This is a genomic window from Cellulomonas sp. KU4C (genome assembly GCF_056868065.1).
Genome location: NZ_CP200322.1, coordinates 829,638 through 848,519, shown reverse-complemented (window position 1 = coordinate 848,519; position 18,882 = coordinate 829,638). Strand labels below are relative to the sequence as shown.

The 18,882-nt window shown below is 75.1% G+C and carries 16 protein-coding genes, 1 pseudogene and 1 riboswitch; of the genes and pseudogenes, 13 read left to right on the top strand and 4 right to left on the bottom strand.

The annotated features are described in order from the left end of the window. Window positions 1-47 precede the first annotated feature (47 nt). From AC1VL8_RS03990 to mnhG, 6 genes and pseudogenes are all read left to right on the top strand, one after another. Window positions 48-3,150 (top strand): annotated as a pseudogene (locus tag AC1VL8_RS03990) (Na+/H+ antiporter subunit A). Beyond that, the gene (locus tag AC1VL8_RS03985; protein WP_483074236.1) at window positions 3,147-3,674 is read left to right on the top strand and encodes a Na(+)/H(+) antiporter subunit C; all 528 of its coding nucleotides are present in this window, start codon (window positions 3,147-3,149) and stop codon (window positions 3,672-3,674) included. The pseudogene AC1VL8_RS03990 and the gene AC1VL8_RS03985 overlap by 4 nt, the downstream one beginning before the upstream one ends. Then, window positions 3,671-5,245, top strand: coding sequence for a Na+/H+ antiporter subunit D (locus AC1VL8_RS03980; protein WP_389235719.1), 1,575 nt, complete (start codon window positions 3,671-3,673; stop codon window positions 5,243-5,245). Before AC1VL8_RS03985 ends, AC1VL8_RS03980 begins: the two co-directional genes overlap by 4 nt. Further along, on the top strand, window positions 5,242-5,826 hold the full coding sequence (locus tag AC1VL8_RS03975) for a Na+/H+ antiporter subunit E (RefSeq protein WP_483074235.1): 585 nt from the start codon (window positions 5,242-5,244) through the stop codon (window positions 5,824-5,826). Before AC1VL8_RS03980 ends, AC1VL8_RS03975 begins: the two co-directional genes overlap by 4 nt. Next, window positions 5,823-6,293: an MrpF/PhaF family protein gene (locus tag AC1VL8_RS03970; protein ID WP_483074234.1), complete on the top strand. Its 471-nt coding sequence runs from the start codon at window positions 5,823-5,825 to the stop codon at window positions 6,291-6,293. The genes AC1VL8_RS03975 and AC1VL8_RS03970 overlap by 4 nt, the downstream gene beginning before the upstream one ends. Beyond that, window positions 6,290-6,712, top strand: a complete 423-nt coding sequence (gene mnhG / locus AC1VL8_RS03965) for a monovalent cation/H(+) antiporter subunit G (RefSeq protein WP_389235710.1) — start codon at window positions 6,290-6,292, stop codon at window positions 6,710-6,712. Before AC1VL8_RS03970 ends, mnhG begins: the two co-directional genes overlap by 4 nt. 101 nt (window positions 6,713-6,813) lie before the next feature. Here mnhG and AC1VL8_RS03960 read toward each other — a convergent pair whose 3' ends face one another. Both AC1VL8_RS03960 and AC1VL8_RS03955 read right to left on the bottom strand, forming a co-directional pair. Next, window positions 6,814-7,533 carry an SAM-dependent methyltransferase gene (locus AC1VL8_RS03960; protein WP_483074233.1) on the bottom strand — a complete coding sequence of 240 codons (720 nt, stop codon included), beginning with the start codon at window positions 7,531-7,533 and terminating at the stop codon, window positions 6,814-6,816. 112 nt (window positions 7,534-7,645) lie between these two features. Further along, window positions 7,646-7,930, bottom strand: coding sequence for a DUF4235 domain-containing protein (locus AC1VL8_RS03955; protein ID WP_483074232.1), 285 nt, complete (start codon window positions 7,928-7,930; stop codon window positions 7,646-7,648). Between the two features lie 137 nt (window positions 7,931-8,067). Further along, window positions 8,068-8,199: riboswitch (TPP riboswitch) on the top strand. An 86-nt stretch (window positions 8,200-8,285) separates the two neighbouring features. On the opposite strand from AC1VL8_RS03955, the gene AC1VL8_RS03950 reads away from it, so the two are divergent. The 3 genes from AC1VL8_RS03950 to AC1VL8_RS03940 are packed head-to-tail and all read left to right on the top strand — an operon-like array spanning window position 8,286 to window position 12,242. Then, a complete protein-coding gene (locus AC1VL8_RS03950) occupies window positions 8,286-9,377 on the top strand; it encodes a thiamine ABC transporter substrate-binding protein (protein ID WP_483074231.1) in 1,092 nt (363 codons plus the stop codon). A 10-nt stretch (window positions 9,378-9,387) separates the two neighbouring features. Next, the gene (locus AC1VL8_RS03945; RefSeq protein WP_483074230.1) at window positions 9,388-11,112 is read left to right on the top strand and encodes an ABC transporter permease; all 1,725 of its coding nucleotides are present in this window, start codon (window positions 9,388-9,390) and stop codon (window positions 11,110-11,112) included. Beyond that, window positions 11,109-12,242 carry an ABC transporter ATP-binding protein gene (locus AC1VL8_RS03940; protein ID WP_483074229.1) on the top strand — a complete coding sequence of 378 codons (1,134 nt, stop codon included), beginning with the start codon at window positions 11,109-11,111 and terminating at the stop codon, window positions 12,240-12,242. Before AC1VL8_RS03945 ends, AC1VL8_RS03940 begins: the two co-directional genes overlap by 4 nt. Window positions 12,243-12,260: 18 nt before the next feature. Here the strand turns inward: AC1VL8_RS03940 and AC1VL8_RS03935 are convergent, their stop codons facing one another. Beyond that, a complete protein-coding gene (locus tag AC1VL8_RS03935; RefSeq protein ID WP_389235692.1) occupies window positions 12,261-13,388 on the bottom strand; it encodes a GNAT family N-acetyltransferase in 1,128 nt (375 codons plus the stop codon). Between the two features lie 113 nt (window positions 13,389-13,501). Between AC1VL8_RS03935 and AC1VL8_RS03930 the strand changes: the two genes are divergently transcribed. The 4 genes from AC1VL8_RS03930 (at window position 13,502) to AC1VL8_RS03915 (ending at window position 17,192) form a co-directional block, all read left to right on the top strand. Then, on the top strand, window positions 13,502-14,134 hold the full coding sequence (locus AC1VL8_RS03930) for a hypothetical protein (RefSeq protein ID WP_389235689.1): 633 nt from the start codon (window positions 13,502-13,504) through the stop codon (window positions 14,132-14,134). A gap of 77 nt (window positions 14,135-14,211) precedes the next feature. Next, window positions 14,212-15,450 carry an Nramp family divalent metal transporter gene (locus AC1VL8_RS03925; protein WP_483074228.1) on the top strand — a complete coding sequence of 413 codons (1,239 nt, stop codon included), beginning with the start codon at window positions 14,212-14,214 and terminating at the stop codon, window positions 15,448-15,450. A gap of 199 nt (window positions 15,451-15,649) precedes the next feature. Next, a complete protein-coding gene (locus tag AC1VL8_RS03920; RefSeq protein ID WP_483074227.1) occupies window positions 15,650-16,300 on the top strand; it encodes a TetR/AcrR family transcriptional regulator in 651 nt (216 codons plus the stop codon). 52 nt (window positions 16,301-16,352) lie between these two features. Next, window positions 16,353-17,192 (top strand): class II glutamine amidotransferase, encoded by an 840-nt coding sequence (locus AC1VL8_RS03915; RefSeq protein ID WP_483074226.1) that lies wholly within the window; start codon window positions 16,353-16,355, stop codon window positions 17,190-17,192. A gap of 72 nt (window positions 17,193-17,264) precedes the next feature. Here the strand turns inward: AC1VL8_RS03915 and AC1VL8_RS03910 are convergent, their stop codons facing one another. Further along, window positions 17,265-18,776, bottom strand: coding sequence for an SDR family NAD(P)-dependent oxidoreductase (locus AC1VL8_RS03910; protein WP_483074225.1), 1,512 nt, complete (start codon window positions 18,774-18,776; stop codon window positions 17,265-17,267). Between the last annotated feature and the right edge of the window lie 106 nt (window positions 18,777-18,882).

Genomic DNA, 18,882 nt, shown 5'->3' with positions numbered 1-18,882 from the left:
TCGGCACCGACCGACCGACCACCCGCCCACGACAGGACGGAGCGGACGTGCTGCAGCTCCTCGCGGTGCACCTCGTCGCAGCCCTGGTCGCGCCCGCGCTCGTCGCGTGGATCGGCCGGAGGGCGTTCTGGGTCCTCGCGCTCGCCCCCGCCTCGGCGGCGGTCTGGGCGCTCACCCTCACCGGCGAAGTGATGGACGGCCGCGGGCCGGTCCAGTCCGTCGCCTGGATCCCCGGCCTCGGCCTCGAGCTGTCGTTCCGCCTGGACACGCTGTCCTGGCTGATGACCCTCCTGGTCGGCGGCGTCGGGTCGATCGTGCTGATCTACTGCTCGGCCTACTTCAAGCCGCACGCGAGCGGCCTCGGCCGGTTCAGCGGCGTGCTGGTTGCCTTCGCGGGCGTGATGCTGGGGCTGGTCACCGCGGACGACACGCTGCTGCTGTTCGTGTTCTGGGAGCTGACCACGGTCTTCTCCTACCTGCTCATCGGGCACTACCACGAGCGCAAGGCCAGCCGCCGCGCGGCGATGCAGGCCATCGTCGTCACCACCGCGGGTGGCCTGACGATGCTGGTCGGCGTCGTGCTGCTGGGCGAGGCCGCGGGCACCTACCGGCTGTCCGAGACGATCGCGAACCCCCCGCACGGGCCCCTGGTCACCGCCGCCGTGGTCTGCCTGCTCGTCGGTGCCGCGAGCAAGTCCGCGCTGATCCCGCTGCACTTCTGGCTGCCCGCGGCGATGGCGGCCCCGACCCCGGTCAGCGCGTACCTGCACGCCGCCGCGATGGTGAAGGCCGGCGTCTACCTGGTGGCGCGGTTCGCGCCCGCGTACTCCGACCTGTCGGTCTGGCGCTGGATGATCGTGCTGCTCGGCGGCGGGACCCTGGTGCTCGGCGGCTGGCGCGCGCTGCGGCAGCACGACCTCAAGCTCATCCTCGCGTTCGGCACCGTCAGCCAGCTCGGCCTGATCGTGCTCCTGATCGGCTACGGGACGCGGGCCACCGCGCTCGCGGGCCTCGCGATGGTCGGGGCGCACGCCATGTTCAAGGCGGCGCTGTTCCTCGTCGTCGGCGTGGTCGACGCGGCCACCGGCACCCGCGACCTGCGGCGGCTGTCCGGGGTCGGCCGGGCGCTGCCGGTCACCGCCCTGGCCGGCGGGCTCGCGACGCTGTCGATGATCGGCGCGCCCCCGTTCGCGGGCTACGTCGCGAAGGAGGCCGCGCTCGAGGCGTTCGGCCACGGCGGCGAGCCGCTGGACGTCGTCGTGCTGGTGGTCGTCGCCGTCGGCTCCGCGCTGACCGTCGCGTACGGCCTGCGGCTCTGGTGGGGCGCGTTCTGGACGAAGCCGGTGCTGTCGCCCGCCGCGGTGAAGCGGCTGAGCGCGGCGAAGGACGCGCGGTACGCCGCGGAGGACAAGGCCGCCAAGGACGTGGCCGAGGCCGCCCCGACCTGTGACGACGACCGCGCCGACCCCGCGCCCGTCGGCCGCCCGTCGCTGCTGCTGGTGTGGCCCGCGATGCTGCTGGCCGTGCTCGGCCTCGCGGTCGCGCTGCTGCCCGGGCTCGGCGAGCAGCTGCTCGCCCCGCACGCCGACACGTACCCCACCGGCGAGGCCGGGCACCTGCTGCTGTGGGGCGGGTTCACGCCGACGCTGGCGATCACGGTCGCGGTGCTGCTGTCCGGCGCGCTGCTGTTCGTCGCGCGCGGACCGGTCGAGGCCGTGCAGGCGCGCGTCCCGCACGTGCCCGAGGCCGACCGGTTCTACCGCCGGATGATGCGCAAGCTCGACGACCTCGCCGCGGACGTCACCGCCCTCACCCAGCGCGGCTCGCTGCCGTTCTACCTCGGCGGGATCCTCGTGGTCTTCGTGCTCATGGTGGGCATCCCGCTGGTCGCGCTCACCGAGCTTGCCGACCGAGGTCCGGGCCTGGGACCGCCCCGCCCAGCTGGTGATCGGCCTGTTCGTGGCCGTCGCCGCGGTGCTGGTCGCGCGGGCCCGCCGCCGGCTCAAGGCCGTCATCCTGCTCGGGGTCGGCGGCTACGGCGTCGCCGCGCTGTTCCTGCTGCAGGGCGCGCCCGACCTGGCGCTCACGCAGGTGCTCGTCGAGACCGTCACGCTCGTCGTGTTCGTGCTGGTCATGCGCCGGCTGCCCCCGTACTTCTCCGACCGGCCGCTGGTCGGCTCCCGCTGGGTGCGGCTCGGCATCGCGCTGGCCGTCGGGCTCACGGTCGGCGGGCTCGCGCTCGTCGTGCCGGGCGCGCGGGTCCACGACCCGGTGTCGGTCGACTTCGCCGAGGAGGCGTACTCGTTCGGCGGCGGCAAGAACATCGTCAACGTGACGCTGGTCGACATCCGCGCGTGGGACACGATGGGCGAGATCTCGGTGCTGCTGGTCGCGGCGACCGGCGTCGCGTCGCTGGTGTTCCTGCGCAAGCGGTCCGGCGCGATCTTCCGGGCCGGCGACGCCCCCGAGCACCGGCAGGTGTGGGGCGGCGGCGGGGAGGACCCCACGGCCGCGCTGCGCCGGCCCGTGACCGACCGGCCGACCTACCAGTCGCGCGAGTGGCTGCGCGCCGGGCGGACCCTCGCCCCGCGCCGCCGGTCCGTGGTGTTCGAGGTCGTGGTCCGGCTGCTGTTCCACACGATGATCGTGTACTCGCTGTTCCTGCTCTTCTCCGGCCACAACGCGCCGGGCGGCGGGTTCGCGGCCGGCCTGGTCACGGGGATCGCGCTGATCGTGCGCTACCTCGCGGGCGGCCGGTACGAGCTCGGCGAGGCCGCCCCGGTCCAGCCGGGTCTGCTGCTCGGCAGCGGCCTGTTCCTGTCCGCGGGCGTGGGCCTCGGCGCCCTCGTGTTCGGCGGCAGCGTGCTGCAGTCCTGGATCATCGACGTCTCGCTGCCGCTGGTCGGGGACATCCACCTGGTGACGTCGCTGTTCTTCGACGTCGGTGTCTACCTGGTGGTCGTGGGTCTGGTGCTCGACATCCTGCGCAGCCTCGGCGCGGAGATCGACCGGCAGTCCGAGGCGGACGGCGACCCCGAGGGCGTCGGCGGGCACGCCGACCCGGGCGAGCCGGTGCAGGTGCTCGCCCCGACGGGCGAGGGCCTGGACGTGGGACGCGGGACCCCCCGCGGGACGGGAGGCGCCGCGTGACCATCGACATGAGCCCGAACCTGGTGCTGGTCGGCGTGATCGTCGTCCTGGTGACCACCGGCGTGTACCTGCTGCTGGAGCGCAGCCTGTCCCGCGTGCTGATCGGCGTCGTGCTGATCGGCAACGGCGCGAACCTGCTGTTCCTGGTCGCCGGGGGCGCGGCGGGGCGGCCGCCGATCGTCGGGCTGGAGCCCGAGGGGCGGATGAGCGACCCGCTGCCCCAGGCGATGGTGCTGACCGCCATCGTCATCACCCTCGGCATGACGGCGTTCCTGCTGGCGATGGCCTACCGGTCCTGGCAGCTGCACCAGCACGACGAGGTGCAGGACGACGTCGAGGACCGCCGCATCGCGCGGCTCGCCGCCCGCGACGAGCGCGCGTTCGAGGACGCCGACACCGAGGACTCGACCACCACCCTCGACGAGGAGGCGGCCGAGACCCGCGACGAGACCGACGAGGGCGAACCGGTGCCCGCGGGCGCGGACCGCCACGACACGACCGACCGAGGGCAGGAGGGCCGATGAACGACTACGCGTTCCTGGTGCCGCTGCCCGTCGTCGTCCCGCTGTTCGGGGCGGGCCTCGCGCTCGCGCTGTACCGCCGGCCGCGGCTGCAGCGCATCATCAGCGTCGTCTCCCTGAGCATCGTCCTGGTCGTCGCCGCGACGCTGCTGGTGCTCGCCGACGACGGCCCGCTGGTCGTCGACATCGGCGGCTGGGCGGCGCCGGTCGGCATCGACCTGGTCGCGGACCGGCTGTCGGCGCTGATGCTCACCGTGTCGGCGGCCGTGACCCTGTGCGTCCAGCTGTACTCGCTGGCCCAGGGCGAGGCCGACGGCGACGAGGCCGCGCCGGTGTCGATCTACCACCCGACGTACCTGATCCTGACCGCCGGCGTCGCGAACGCGTTCCTGTCGGGGGACCTGTTCAACATCTACGTCGGCTTCGAGATCCTGCTCGCGGCGTCCTACGTGCTGCTGACCCTGGGCGGCACCGGCGAGCGGATCCGCGCGGGCAGCATCTACGTGGTCGTCGCGCTGCTGTCGTCGCTGCTGTTCCTCGTGGCGATCGCGATGATCTACGCGGCCACGGGCACGGTGAACCTCGCCCAGCTCGCGGAGCGGCTGCCGGAGATCGACGCCGACGTGCGCCTGCTGCTCCAGGCCATGCTGCTGCTGGCGTTCGGCATCAAGGCGGCGATCTTCCCGCTGTCCGCCTGGCTGCCGGACTCCTACCCGACGGCGCCCGCGCCGGTGACGGCCGTGTTCGCGGGCCTGCTGACCAAGGTCGGCGTGTACGCGATCATCCGCACCCAGACGCTGCTGTTCCCCGAGGGGCGGATGGACGACGTCCTCATGTGGGCGGCGCTCGCGACGATGGTCGTCGGCATCCTGGGTGCCGTCGCGCAGGACGACCTCAAGCGGTTGCTGTCGTTCACGCTGGTCAGCCACATCGGCTACATGATCTTCGGCATCTCCCTGGCCTCCGAGACCGGCTGGGCCGCGGCGATCTACTACGTCGCGCACCACATCATCGTGCAGACCGGGTTGTTCCTGGTCGCGGGGCTGATCGAACGGCGGGGCGGGTCGACGTCGCTCGACTCGCTGGGCGGCCTGGCGAAGGCCGCGCCCGTCCTGGGGATCCTGTTCTTCGTCCCCGCGATGAACCTCGGCGGGATCCCGCCGCTGTCCGGGTTCCTCGGCAAGGTCGGCCTGATGCAGGCGGGCGTGCAGGACGGGTCCGGGCTCGCGCTGACCCTGGTCGTCGGTGGCGTGCTCACCTCGCTCCTCACGCTCTACGCGCTGATCAAGGCCTGGAACAAGGCGTTCTGGCAGACCCCGCCCGAGCCGCTGCCCGACACGCACCTGCCGAAGGGCATGGTCGGCTCCGCCGCCGCGCTCGTCGTGCTCGGCCTGACCCTGACCGTCGCCGCCGGCCCGCTGTACGGGTACGCGGAGCGCGCCTCCGCCGCCCTCGCCGACCGGTCGGTGTACGTGCAGGCGGTGCTCCCGGACGGCAGCCGCGGCTCCGGCGAGTCGGTGGACGCCACCCGCGAGGACGAGTCGGTCGACCCGGCCCTGGAGGAGGACGGATGAGCCTGCACCCGCGCCGCCACCGGCTGGCGACCCAGTGGCCGACGATCATCTGGCTCGTCGTCGTCTGGGTGCTGCTCTGGGGCGACCTGTCGTTCGGCAACGTCCTGGCCGGCACCGTGGTCGCGGTGCTCGTCACCGGGCTGCTGCGGATGACGCCCATCGACTTCCACGGCCGGCTGCACCCCTGGGGCCTCGTGGTCCTGGTGACCCGGTTCGTCTGGGACCTGCTGCACGCGTCCGTCGAGGTGTCCTGGGTGGCCCTGCGCCCCCGGCACACCCCGCGCGGGGCCGTGATCGGCGTGCAGCTGCGCAACCACTCCGACCTGTACCTGACGATGACCGCCGAGCTGTGCTCGCTCGTGCCCGGGTCGCTCGTCGTCGAGGCGCACCGGCTGACCGGGATGCTCTACCTGCACGTCCTCGACGTCGAGCAGTCCGGCGGCGTGGAGCGGGCCCGCCAGAACGTCCTCGACCAGGAGGAGCGGGTGCTGCGCGCGTTCGCCTCCGACGCGGAGCTGCGGGAGGCCGGCCTCGAGCCGCACCCGCGCCGCGCCGCCCGACGCGCGGAGGTGCGCGCATGACCGTCGTCCTCATCATCTGCGCCGCGCTGCTCACGGTGGCGGGCGTCCTGGCCCTGATCCGGGCCGAGCGCGGGCCGTCGATGCTCGACCGCACCGTCGCGCTGGACATCATCGTGACCGTGGTCGTCGCGGCGGTGGCGCTGTACGCCGCGTCCGAGCGCCGGACCGACGTGGTGCCGATCCTCGTGGTGCTGTCGCTCGTCGGGTTCGTCGGTTCGGTGACGATCTCCCGGTTCGCGTCCGTCGAGCCCGCCGGCGAGGGCCGGGTCCGGTCCCGCGAGGAGATCGCCCAGGAGGAGGCCGAGCGGATCCGCGCCGAGGAGGAGGCGGAGGCCGCCCGCAAGGCCCGTCGCGCCCGCGAGGTCGAGGCCGAGGTGTCGACCGCGGAGGCGGTCGCGCAGGACGGGCACCACAAGGAGGCGCCGGCCGAGGACGGCACGGCGAGCGACGAGGGGAGTGCCCGATGAGCTGGGACCTGGTCGCCGACGTCGCCGCGGCCGTGTGCATGCTGGGCGGGGCGCTGCTCGCGTTCGCCGCGGGCGTGGGCGTGCTGCGGTTCCCGGACCTGCTGTCGCGGATGCACGCCGGCACGAAGCCGCAGGTGCTCGGCCTGATCCTCGTCCTGGTCGGCCTCGCGCTGCGGCTCCGGTCCGGCGGGGCGGTGTGGGCCCTGGTGCTGGTCGCGCTGTTCCAGATGCTCACCGCGCCCGTCGCGGCGCACCTGGTGGGCCGCGCGGGCTTCCGGACCGGCAAGGTGCGCCGGGACCTGCTGGTGGTCGACGAGCTCACCGAGGCCCAGGACATGGCCACGGAGCGCGACGCCCCGGACCTGCCCCGCAACACGGCCACGTCGCTGCCGCGCAGCGAGGAGCCGGACCGGCGCTGACGCGCGGCCGCACCCGACACCGCGAGGGCGCATCCGACACCGCGAGGGCGTACTCCGCGGAGTACGCCCTCGCGGTGTCTCATGCGCCCTCGGGGGAGGCGTCACCGCCGCAGGAGCGCCACCTGGAGCAGGTCCTCGCCGTACGTCGTCGCGTCCCGGACCCGGCGCATCGGGCGCAGCTCCACCTCGGTCAGCCAGTCGAACGCCCGGCGCAGGTCGTCGGGGGCGTAGGCGAGGCCACCGCCGAGGCCGCCGGTGCGGTACAGGTCGAGGTCGTCCGCCTCCGTGCCGCCACCGGCGTGCCCGGTCGTGAAGCAGGTCAGCGCCAGGTGCCCGCCCGGCCGGAGCACGCGCTCCAGCAGCCACCGGTACGAGAGCCGGCGGTGCGGGGGCAGGTGGTGGAAGCAGCCGGAGTCGACGACGACGTCGTAGGGCGCCTCGCCCTGCCAGCCGAGCACGTCGGCCCGGACGAACCGCACCGCGACCCCGGCGGCGTCGGCGCGCTCGCGGCCCCAGGCGAGCGCGGTCGCGGACAGGTCGAGCGCGTCGACCACGCAGCCCTGCTGCGCGAGCCAGACGGCGTTCCGGCCCGGCCCGCAGCCGAGCTCGAGCACCCGGGTCCCGGGGTCGAGCGGCAGCCGGCCGTCGGCGTGCCAGGCGACGAGGCTCTCGTCGGGGGCGTCGCGGAAGAACGGCACGCCGCGGCCGCGGTCGGCGTAGAACGCGTCCCAGAAGTCCGTGCCGCCGCGGTCGGACCACCGGTCGGCGCGCTCCTCGAACAGCTGGTCGAGGAGCGCGAGGACGTCGTCGACGGTGTACACGGAGCGACCCGTCGCACGGCGCTGACCTGGGGTTTCGTCGGTAGAGGGCATGGCCCAGGCTACCGTCGCGCGCGGGCGCGACGGGGGGACCTGGGGGCCTTGCGCGACCGCGTCAGCGCGGCAGGCGGCGGTTCGTGTCGACGCGCTGCGCGAACTTCTTCGTCCCGCGGGTCGCGAGCACCCGGGCGATCGTCACGGCCGCGGACGTGATGGCCGCGGCGGCGACGACCTCCCCGATCCGGATGTCGTCGGCGTCGTCCTCGGGCTTCGGCGGCTTGTGCCCGGACGCGGCCTTCCACGCGGTGTCGACGGCCTTCGTCGCGAGCCACGCGACGGCGCCCGCGACGATCAGGCCGGTGACCTTGGCGATGGTGGACTGGGTCTCTTCGTCGGCCACTGCGACCTCCTGCGCTCGTGCGTCGTCCGGGCGGCGGCTGCCGGGCCCGGTGCTGCCCTCACGCTAGTGCCGCCGCCCCCGCGCCGCAGGTCACCGGGCCCGTGCGGGACGCCCGCCGGACCGGGTGTAGCCTCGGCCCCGAACGACAGGGGAGCGTCCCGGGCGTCACCGCAGGTGGCACCCGACCGACGCTGAGAGTGCGGACGGAACCGCAGACCCTCGAACCTGATCCGGTTAGCACCGGCGGAGGGAGTCGGGATTCTCAGCCACCTCGTGCCGTCGTGCCCCGTGCTCGCGCGCGGGTGCGCGTCCGGGACGGGGCGGCCCCCTCGGTGCACATCGAGGAGGAACCACCATGACGCGCACGCGCGCGCACCGCCGGACGCTCCGGCACACCGCCCCGGCCGCGCTGGCCGCCACCGCCCTGGCCCTGACGGGCTGCTCGGTCGCCGGGGGTGCGTCCGACGACGCGTCGACCGGCGCCGGCGGCGGGACCGTCACGCTGGTCACGCACGACTCGTTCGCGCTGAGCGACGGGCTGCTCGAGCAGTTCGAGGCGGACACCGGCCTGACCGTCAAGCAGGTCGCCCCCGGCGACGGCGGCGCGCTGGTCAACCAGCTGATCCTCACCAAGGACGCCCCGCTGGGCGACGTCGTCTACGGCATCGACACGACGTTCGCGTCGCGGGCGATCGACGAGGGCGTGCTCGCCCCGTACACGTCGTCGGCCCCCGCCGCCGCCGACGCCGCGGCGTACGCGCCGGACGACTCGGGCTCGCTGACCGCGGTCGACGTCGGCGACGTGTGCCTGAACGTCGACCACGCCTGGTTCACCGCGCAGGGCGTGCCCGAGCCGACGACGCTCGAGGACCTCACCCAGCCGCAGTACCGGGACCTGACGGTGGTCACCAACGCCGCGACGAGCAGCCCGGGCCTGGCGTTCCTGCTGGCGACGGTCGGCGCGTTCGGCGAGGACGGCTGGCAGCAGTACTGGACCGACCTGACGGCGAACGGCCTCAAGGTCGCCGAGGGCTGGTCCGACGCGTACTACACCGACTTCTCCGGCGGCGGTGGCGGCGGCTCCCGGCCGATCGCCCTGTCCTACGCGTCGTCCCCGCCGGAGACCGTGCCCGAGGGCGGCGGCGAGCCGACCACCGGGGCGCTGCTCGGCACCTGCTTCCGGCAGGTCGAGTACGCGGGCGTCCTCGCGGGCGCGCAGAACCCCGAGGGCGCGCAGCAGCTGCTCGACTGGCTGCTGTCCGACGAGGTCCAGGCCGACATCCCGGGCTCGATGTACATGTACCCGGTGAGCTCCGCGGTGGACCTGCCGGAGGAGTGGGCGCGGTGGGCCCCGCAGGCCGAGCAGCCGATCGAGGTGCCGCTGGCGGACATCGCCGAGCACCGCGACGAGTGGGTCCGCGACTGGACCGACCTCGTGATCGGCTGACGGCGCGACGATGAGCACCTGGGCGCAGGCGTCCCCGACCGGCACCGCCCGGCCGGGGACGCCCGCGCGCCCGGGCGACCGGGTGTGGGCGTGGGGCCGCGCGGCGGCGTGGGCGCTGGCCGCCGCGGTGCCCCTGGTGTTCCTCGGGGTGTTCTTCGCCTGGCCGGTGCTGACGCTCGTGAGCCGCGGGTTCGTGGCCGACGGGGCGCTGGACCTGTCCGGGTTCGCCGAGGTGTTCGCGCGGCCGCGCACCTGGCGGATCGTCGGGCTCACGCTGGCGCAGGGCGCGATCGGCACGGTGGTGTCCGTGCTGCTGGGCGTGCCCGGCGCGTACGTGCTGTACCGGTGCCGGTTCCCCGGGCGCGGGGTGCTGCGGGCGTTCGTGACCGTGCCGTTCGTGCTGCCGACCGTCGTGGTCGGCGTCGCGTTCCGGGCGCTGCTCCGCGAGGGCGGACCGCTCGGGTCCCTGCACCTCGACGGGACGTTCACGGCGATCGTCGCGGCGCTGGTGTTCTTCAACTACGCCGTGGTGGTCCGCACGGTCGGCGGCCTGTGGGAGCGGCTCGACCCGCGGCCCGAGCAGGCCGCCCGGTCGCTGGGCGCGTCGCCCGCCCGCGCGTTCTGGACGGTGACGCTGCCCGCGCTGACCCCGGCGATCACGTCGGCGGCGTCGCTGGTCTTCCTGTTCTGCGCGACCGCGTTCGGCACGGTGCTGGTGCTCGGCGGCCTGCGGTTCGGGACCGTCGAGACGGAGATCTGGATCCAGACGACGCAGTTCCTCGACCTGCGTGCCGCCGCGGTGCTGTCCGTGGTCCAGGTCGTGGTGGTCGTCGCGGCGCTGGCCGTCGCCGGTCGGGCCCGGGCGCGACGCGAGCGGACGCTGCAGCTGGTCGGGGAGTCCGAGCCGGGCACCCGGCGGCCGCACCCGCTTCCCGCCGCGGTCACCGCCGTGACGCTGCTGCTGATCGCGCTGCCGCTGGGCGCGCTGCTGCTCGGGTCGCTGCGCACCGGCGACGGCTGGGGGCTCGACCACTACCGTGCGCTCGGCACGACGGGCGGGCGCAACGCGCTGACCGTCACCGTGTGGGAGGCGCTGGGCAACTCGCTGCGGGTCGCCGTGGACGCGACGCTGCTGGCGCTCGTGGTCGGCGGCCTGGTGGCGCTGGTCGTCTCGCGCCGGCCCCGACGGCCCGGGGCGCGCCGGGCCGTCGGCGTGCTCGACGGGGTGTTCATGCTGCCGCTCGGGGTGTCCGCGGTGACCGTCGGGTTCGGCGCGCTGCTCACGCTCGGGCACCCGTTCGGCATCGCCACCGACCTGCGCAGCACCGGCGTGCTGGTGCCGGTCGCGCAGGCGGTCGTCGCGGTGCCGCTCGTCGTCCGGTCGCTGCTGCCGGTGCTGCGGGCGATCGACCCCCGGCTGCGCGAGGCCGCGGCCACGCTCGGTGCGGCGCCCGGCCGCGTGCTCGCCACCGTGGACGGCGCCCTGGTCGCCCGGTCGGTGGGCCTCGCGACGGGGTTCGCGTTCGCGGTCTCGCTCGGGGAGTTCGGGGCGACCTCGTTCCTGTCCCGGCCCGACCGGCCGACGCTGCCGGTCGTGGTGTTCCGGCTGATCGGGCAGCCGGGCGCCGACAACTACGGGATGGCGCTCGCGGCGGGCGTGGTGCTCGCGCTGCTGACCGCGGGCGTGATGGCGCTCGCGGAGCAGCTGCGCGGGCCGGTGGGAGGAGAGCTGTGACGGACCAGGTGACCAGCCCGACGACGGCCGGGGCGACCTCCGACCCCGACGCCCGCGCGGCCGGGCTGGCGGTGCGCGATCTCGTCGTGCGCTACCCGGGCGGGCGCGGGTCCGCGGGCGTGGTCGCCGTCGACGGCGTGACCCTCGACGTCCCCGCCGGCGAGGTGCTGGCGCTGCTCGGCCCGTCCGGCTGCGGCAAGTCCTCGCTGCTGCGCGCCGTCGCAGGGCTCGAACCCCCCGCGGGCGGCTCGGTCCGGTGGGCCGGCGGCGACGTCGCGGCGGTCCCGGTGCACCGCCGCGGCTTCGGGCTGGTGTTCCAGGACGGCCAGCTGTTCCCGCACCGGGACGTCGCGGGGAACGTCGCCTACGGGCTGCGCGACCTCGACCGCCGTGCCCGGGCCGACCGGGTCGCGGAGCTGCTGGACCTCGTCGGACTGCCCGGGTACGCCCGGCGCCCGGTGGCGACCCTGTCCGGCGGCGAGCGGCAGCGGGTCGCCCTCGCGCGGTCGCTCGCGCCCCGACCCCGGCTGCTGCTGCTCGACGAGCCGCTGTCCGCCCTGGACCGGTCCCTGCGCGAGCGGCTGGCGGACGACCTGCGCGAGGTCCTGGTGGCGACCGGCACCACCGCCCTGTTCGTCACCCACGACCAGGACGAGGCGTTCACCGTCGCCGACCGCGTCGCGGTGATGGGCGGTGGGCGGCTGCTGCAGGTCGCGGCACCCGAGGAGCTGTGGCGGCGGCCGGCGACCCGGGCCGTGGCGGAGTTCCTGGGGTACCGGACGTTCCTCGCGGGCCCGGGCGCGGGCCCGGGCGCGGGGCCGGTCGTGGGGCCGGGCGACGCGGGGCCGGGCGGGCCCGACGCCGAGCTGGTCCCGGGCACCCTCGCCGTGGCGCCGGGCGGCTGGCGGGTGCTCGCCGCGGACGAGCCCGTGCCGGACGGTGCGCCGGTCCGGTCCGCGGTCGTCGCCGGTCGACGCACCCGTCGCGGACGCGTGGAGGTCGAGGCGGTGCTCGAGCCCGAGGACGTGCGTGTCACCGCCGCGCTGCCCGCGAGCGGCACGGACCCGGCGGCGGGGGACCGGGTGCGGCTGGTCGCCGACGAGGGCGCGGTGGCGGTCGTCGGGGGCTGAGCCGGCGCCCCTGCCGTCTCAGCCGAGCCGGAGCTGCCACTCCCCGGAGCCGCCCGCCGGCCGGAACCCGAGCGCGACGTTGATCGCGAGCATGTGCGCGTTCTCCTCGGCGTTCCAGGTCCCGATCCGCCGGGCGCCGGGCTGCACCTCGGCGAGCCGGGCCAGGTTGGCGGTCTTCACCAGCATCCCGAGCCGGTGCCCGCGGTGCTCGCGCAGGACCAGCGTGTCGTCCTGGAACACGAACTCGTCGGAGTCCGGGCGGCTGACCAGCGACGTGTACGCCACGAGGTCGCCGGTCGGCTGGTGCAGCGCCGCCGCGACGCGGTAGGGCATGCCCCGGTCGACGTAGGTCTGCTCGGCGGCGCGCACCCGGGCGGCGTCCCAGACGTCCTCGCGCAGGTCGAGGCCGCCCTTCGGGGCGTCGGTGCTCATCCGGGTCTGGAGGTGGGCGAACTGGTCGACGAGCTCGTCGGGGCAGCGCGCCTCCCACCGGACCACCCGGTAGTCCGGTCCCGCGGCCCGTGCGGCCGCCGCGGCGTGGCCGGCCAGCACCGGGGCGTCGACCGGCAGGTCCAGCACCGACCGCCGGACGACCTGCTCCAGCGTCCAGCCGCGGTGGGCGAGGAAGGCGACGCCCCGGTCGTCCGCGCGGACCCGGCCGGTGCCCGTGCTCGGGGCGAGCGTCCCGGGGCCGGCGTCGGGCTCGGCGGCGTGGTCGGACGAGGCGGTCAGGGTGCTGCGGCCGTGCGCGCGGGCGGTCGCGATCACCAGGTCGTGCAGCGCCGCGCCGATGCCGCGTCCCCGGTGCGCGGGCCGGACCTCGACGCCGGCCGAGCCGGTGTGCGTGTTGTCCTGCCGCGGCAGGTCGAGGACGGCGCGCCCCAGCACCCGTGCGGGGTCCGGCGGCCCGGCCTCCGGCGGCGCGTCGAGCGCGACGAACCGCAGCCTGGTGACGTACTCCTGGTCGCGCAGCGCCGCGAGCTGCTCGCCGGCCACCCGGGCCTCGTCGCGGGTGCCCCAGGTGTCGAGCAGCACGTCGTTGACGGCGTCGACCATGCCGTGCAGCAGCCACGCGTCGGGGGCGTCGAGGTCGGTGGGCAGCGGGAGCGGGACCAGGACGGGTGCCGTCCGCGGGTCGGCGGTCATCCGGCCATGCTGCGCGCGGTCGGGGTGCGGGTCGAGCGATTTCGGGCCGGGTCCCGGGTTGTCGGAGCGTCGCTACGGATACCTCCGGGCCTGGCGGGCGGTACCTTCTCGCCATGCCAGTGCTGGAGATCATCGGGTGGGTCGGGTCCGCGCTCGTCGTCGTGTCGCTGATGCAGGCACGGGTGCTGCGGTTCCGGTGGATGAACCTCGCGGGGTCCGCGATCGCCGCCGGGTACAACGCGGTCGTCGGGATCTGGCCGTTCGCGGTGATGAACGCGGTGATCGCGGTGATCGACGTCTACTGGCTGTGGCGTCTGACCCGGGAGCGGCACGACGCGGACGTCTACCAGGTGGTGCCCGTCGGCGCGGCCGACCACTACCTGCGGCACGTCGTCGGCGTGCACGCCGAGGACATCGCCCGGTACTACCCGTCGTTCCGCGGTGCGGCGGAGGCGGACGGCCGGTGGGCCTACCTGGTGCTCCGGGGCGACGAGACCGTGGGCGTCGTCGTCGTCCGCGACGCCGGCGACGGGGTCGGCGAGGTCGAGCTCGACTACGTGACGCCGCGGTTCCGCGACTTCACCCCGGGTGAGTTCGTGTACCGCCGCAGCGGGGCGTTCGACGGCACGGGGCTGCGGGCCCTGGTCGTCGCGCCGGACGCCCGCGACACCGGGGACTACCTCGAGAGGGTCGGGTTCCGCCAGGAGGACGGGCGCTGGCGGCGCGAGGTGGTCACGGCCGCCTGAGCCCGCGCGGCCGGCGGAGGGGCTCGGGCGCGGCCGTGTGCCTAGACTGAGTTCGGACATCCGAACTTGGAGGTGCGGTGACTACGAAGACCGAGCGGCGCGCGGGGGTGCGCCGCCCCGTCCTGCCCCTGCTGGGCCCGGCGTTCGTCGCGGCGATCGCCTACGTCGACCCCGGGAACGTCGCGGCGAACCTCACCGCCGGCGCCCGGTACGGGTACCTGCTGCTCTGGGTGCTGGTCGCCGCGAACGTGATGGCCGTGCTGGTGCAGTACCAGTCGGCCAAGCTCGGGATCGTCACCGGCGACTCGCTGCCCGGGGTGCTCGGGCAGCGGCTGCGACGCGGGCCCCGGCTGGCGTTCTGGGCCCAGGCCGAGGTGGTCGCCGCGGCCACGGACATCGCGGAGGTCGTCGGCGGGGCGATCGCGCTGCACCTGCTGTTCGGGCTGCCCCTGGTCGCCGGCGGGCTGGTCGTCGGCGTGGTCTCCATGCTGCTGCTCGCCACCCAGAACCGGTACGGGCAGCGACGGTTCGAGGCGCTGGTGGCGGCGCTTCTGCTGGTCATCGTCGTCGGGTTCCTCGCGGGGCTGCTCGTGGGGCCGCCCGACCCGGCGGGGATGCTCGCGGGCCTGGCGCCGCGGTTCGCCGGCACCGACTCGGTGCTGCTCGCCGCGTCGATGCTGGGCGCGACGGTGATGCCGCACGCGATCTACGTGCACTCCGCGCTGAGCCGCGACCGGTTCGGCCGCACACCGGCGCCCGAGGAGCGGCGCGGTCTGCTGCGGGCGACCCGCTGGGACGTCGGCTCGGCGCTGACCGTCGCCGGGACGGTGAACATCGGGCTGCTGCTGCTGGCCGCGGCGAACCTGCGCGGGGTCGAGGGCACCGACACCATCGAGGGCGCGCACGCGGCGATCTCGTCGGCGCTCGGCGGCGGCATCGGCGTGGTGTTCGCGGTCGGGCTGCTCGCGTCGGGGCTCGCCTCGACGTCGGTCGGCTGCTACGCGGGCGCGGCCGTGATGGAGGGGCTGGTGCACCGCCGGGTGCCGCTGCTGGTCCGGCGCGCGGTGACGCTGGTCCCCGCGCTGGTGCTGCTCGCGGTCGGCGCGGACCCGACGTGGACCCTCGTGGTGAGCCAGGTGGTGCTGAGCTTCGGCATCCCGTTCGCGGTGATCCCCCTGGTGCGGCTCAACCGGGACCGGGCGCTGATGGGCGAGCACGCCAACGGTCGCCGGCTGCAGGCGGTCCTCGTCGTGGTGGTCGCCCTGGTCGTCGCCCTCAACCTCGCCCTGCTGGCCCTCCTGGCCACCGGCGCCTGAGCCTCTCCCATTTCCGTAGCACCACTCCCACAACCCGCCCCCAACTGCGCCCGCGCGCTGCACGAGTGGTCACGACACGCGGGTCCGAACCCCGCGACGCCCGCGTGTCGTGACCACTCGTCGGCCGCGCGGCCCGAGGGCGGGGGAAGTGGGAGTGGCGCTACCGGAAGGAAGTGGTAGTGCTGCTACGGTTACCGGCGTGAGCAGCGCAGACGGGCGGACGCGGCGGGCTGCCGCCTCGCGGGGGCGGATCGCCGACGCCGCCACCGGGCTGTTCGTCGCGCAGGGGGTCTCCGGGACCGCGATCACCGCGATCGCCCGCGAGGCCGGGGTCGGCGTGCAGACCGTCTACTACTCCTACCCCACCAAGGCCGACGTGCTCGTGGGCTGCCTCGACCGCGCCGTCGACGGCGCCGACCGCCGGGACGCGGCCCCGGACCTCACCGACCAGCCCTGGGTCCGCGCCGTCGCCGCCGAGCCCGACCCGGTCCGCCGCCTGTTCCTGCACGTCCGCGGGGCCGCCGAGCTGATAGGCCGCGCGGGCCCGGTGCTCGACCTCGTCCGGCTCGGCGCCGCGGGCGAGCCGGTGCTCGCCGCCGCGTGGGACCGCGACGAGACCCGCCGCCGCGCGGTGCACCGGGTGCTGGTCGACGCCTGCGACCGGGACGGCGTGCTGCGGTCCGGGCTCGACGCCGACCAGGCGGTCGACCTCGTGACCCTGGTGCTCGGCCCCGAGACCTGGAACGCCCTGGTGCGCCGCGGCGGGTGGAGCGGGCTGGCGTGGGTGCGGTGGGCGCACCGGACGCTGCTCGCCGACCTGGTGCCGTCCCGGTTCGAGGCGGACGCCTAGCGCTGCGAGGCCCGGCGGGACAGTGGAGGCCCACCCCGACGAGGAGGTCGACATGTGCCGGTGGATCGCCTACACAGGCTCACCCGTGACGCTGGACGAGCTGCTGTACAAGCCCGAGCACTCCCTGGTCATGCAGAGCAGGCAGAGCCTCCTGGGCTCCGAGCCGATGAACGGCGACGGGTTCGGTGTCGGGTGGTACGACGAGCACTCGCCGATCCCCGGCCTGTTCCGGAGCGTCGAGCCGGCGTGGAGCGACCAGAACCTCCGCGAGCTCGCCCAGCACATCCGGTCGGGCGTGCTGTTCGCCCACGTGCGTGCGACGACCGGGTCCCCGGTGCAGCGGACGAACTGCCACCCGTTCCGCCACGGCCAGTGGCTGTGGATGCACAACGGGATGATCGACGGGTTCAGCGCGCTGAAGCGGGACCTGCAGCTCGCGGTCGACCCGTCGCTGTACCCGCTGATCGAGGGGTCGACGGACTCGGAGACGCTGTTCTACCTGGCGCTGAGCGCGGGCCTGACGGACGACCCGCCCGCGGCGGTCGCGGCCGCGGTGGGGCTGGTCGAGGAGGTCGCCGCCCGGCACGGCGTCCACTACCCGGTGCAGGGCACGGTCGCGACGACCGACGGGCAGCGGCTGTGGACGTTCCGGTACTCCTCCGAGGGCCGGTCGCGGTCGCTGTTCCGCAACCGCGACGTCGCCGTCCTGCGCGCGCAGTACCCGGACAACCCGGTGCTGCACGGGCTCGCCGACGACACGCGGCTGGTGGTGTCCGAGCCGCTCGGCGGCCTGCGCGGGGCGTGGCTCGAGGTGCCCGAGAGCTCGTGCCTGGTCATCGCCGACGGGGCCGAGGAGCTGCTGCCGTTCGCGCCGGCGATGTCCGCGGCGTGACCACCGCGCCGGTCACCGCCGTGCCGGTCACCACCGCACCGGTCACCACGGCGCCGGTCACCGCCGTGCCGGTCACCACTGCGAGCGGGCGTAGTCCTTGAGGAAGCAGCCGTACAGGTCCTCGCCCGCCTCGCCGCGGACGATCGGGTCGTACACCCGCGCGGCCCCGTCGACCAGGTCGAGCGGCGCGTGGAACCCCTCCTCCGCGAGCCGGACCTTGGTGTGGTGCGGCCGCTCGTCGGTGATCCAGCCCGTGTCCACGGCGGTCATGAGGATGCCGTCGGCCAGCATCTCCGCGGCGCTCGTGCGGGTCAGCATGTTGAGCGCGGCCTTGCTCATGTTGGTGTGCGGGTGCCCGGGGCCCTTGTAGCCGCGCGAGAACACGCCCTCCATCGCGGACACGTTGACGATGTACGTCCGGCGGGCGGGCGACGCCGCGAGGGCGGGGCGCAGGCGGCTGACCAGGATGAACGGCGCCGTCTGGTTGCACAGCTGCACCTCGAGCAGCTCCATCGGGTCGACGGCGTCCACGGTCGCGACCCAGCTGTTCGTCTCGGCGACGTCGGGGACCAGGCCGCCGGCGTCGATCGACGTCCCGGCGACCAGGCGCTCCAGGCTGGCGGCCTCGGCGGTCAGCGACTGGGCGGCGAGCTCCTCGGCGGCGGCGCGGGCCGCGCGCTCGATCGCCAGCGCCGGGCTGGTCAGCTCGCTCACGGACCCGGCGAGCGCGCGCGGGTGGGCGTCGCTGGTGTGCCCGAACGTGGTGATCATCCGGGCGCCCTCGCCGGACAGCGGGGCCTGCTCGGCCTCGGTGATCCGCGAGTACGCCCCGGGCAGCCGGCGCACGGTCTGGGCGGCGTTGTTGATGAGGACGTCCAGCGGACCCTGCGCGGCGACGTGGTCGGCGAGGGAGACGACCTGGGCCGGGTCGCGCAGGTCGATGCCGACGACGTGCAGCCGGTGCAGCCAGTCCGCGGCGTCCGGCATCGCGCTGAACCGGCGGACGGCGTCCTTCGGGAACCGGGTGGTGATGGTCAGGTCCGCGCCGTCCCGCAGCAGGCGCAGGGCGATGTACATGCCGATCTTCGCGCGGCCGCCGGTCAGCAGCGCCCGCCGGCCGGTGAGGTCGGTGCGGGCGTCGCGCTTGGCGTGGTGCAGCGCCGCGCAGTCGGGGCAGAGCTGGTGGTAGTGGGCGTCGACGACCGTGTAGTCCTGCTTGCAGACGTAGCAGGGCCGCGGGCGCAGCAGCGTCCCCGCGACGGCGCTGGTCGCGGCCGAGGTCAGCGCGAGGCCGGCGGTCTCGTCGTCGATGCGCCCGGGGCTCCCGGTGGCGGTCGCGGCGACGACGGCGGCGTCGGCCGCGGAGATCGCGCGGTGCCGCTCGCCGCGGCGGTGCTTCTTCGCGGCCTTGTAGAGCCAGGACGACGCCCGCCGGGCCGCGGAGTGCTGCGGGTGCTCCTTGGGCAGCGCGGCGACCTGGTCGACGACGCGCAGGAACGTCGCGAAGTCCTCGGGGTCGATGCCGGGCTGCTCGGCGGGGGTGTCGCCGGTCTGCGGTGCCGGCTCGGTGGTCTGCGCGCTCATGCGCCGTCCGTCCTGGGTGGGGAGAGCTGCCGCGGTCGCGCGGGCCCGGAGAATCGTACGCGTGCGGCGCGCAGGGCCCGCGGTGCGGCCGGTCACACCGCTGCGC

Excerpts from the sequence above, each read along its gene's own strand:
- AC1VL8_RS03950 (WP_483074231.1), top strand. The coding sequence starts at position 8,286 with ATGACGCGCACGCGCGCGCACCGCCGGACGCTCCGGCACACCGCCCCG.
- AC1VL8_RS03975 (WP_483074235.1), top strand. The coding sequence starts at position 5,242 with ATGAGCCTGCACCCGCGCCGCCACCGGCTGGCGACCCAGTGGCCGACG.
- AC1VL8_RS03915 (WP_483074226.1), top strand. The coding sequence starts at position 16,353 with ATGTGCCGGTGGATCGCCTACACAGGCTCACCCGTGACGCTGGACGAG.
- mnhG (WP_389235710.1), top strand. The coding sequence starts at position 6,290 with ATGAGCTGGGACCTGGTCGCCGACGTCGCCGCGGCCGTGTGCATGCTG.
- AC1VL8_RS03970 (WP_483074234.1), top strand. The coding sequence starts at position 5,823 with ATGACCGTCGTCCTCATCATCTGCGCCGCGCTGCTCACGGTGGCGGGC.
- AC1VL8_RS03980 (WP_389235719.1), top strand. The coding sequence starts at position 3,671 with ATGAACGACTACGCGTTCCTGGTGCCGCTGCCCGTCGTCGTCCCGCTG.
- AC1VL8_RS03930 (WP_389235689.1), top strand. The coding sequence starts at position 13,502 with ATGCCAGTGCTGGAGATCATCGGGTGGGTCGGGTCCGCGCTCGTCGTC.
- AC1VL8_RS03935 (WP_389235692.1), bottom strand. The coding sequence starts at position 13,388 with ATGACCGCCGACCCGCGGACGGCACCCGTCCTGGTCCCGCTCCCGCTG.
- AC1VL8_RS03910 (WP_483074225.1), bottom strand. The coding sequence starts at position 18,776 with ATGAGCGCGCAGACCACCGAGCCGGCACCGCAGACCGGCGACACCCCC.
- AC1VL8_RS03945 (WP_483074230.1), top strand. The coding sequence starts at position 9,388 with ATGAGCACCTGGGCGCAGGCGTCCCCGACCGGCACCGCCCGGCCGGGG.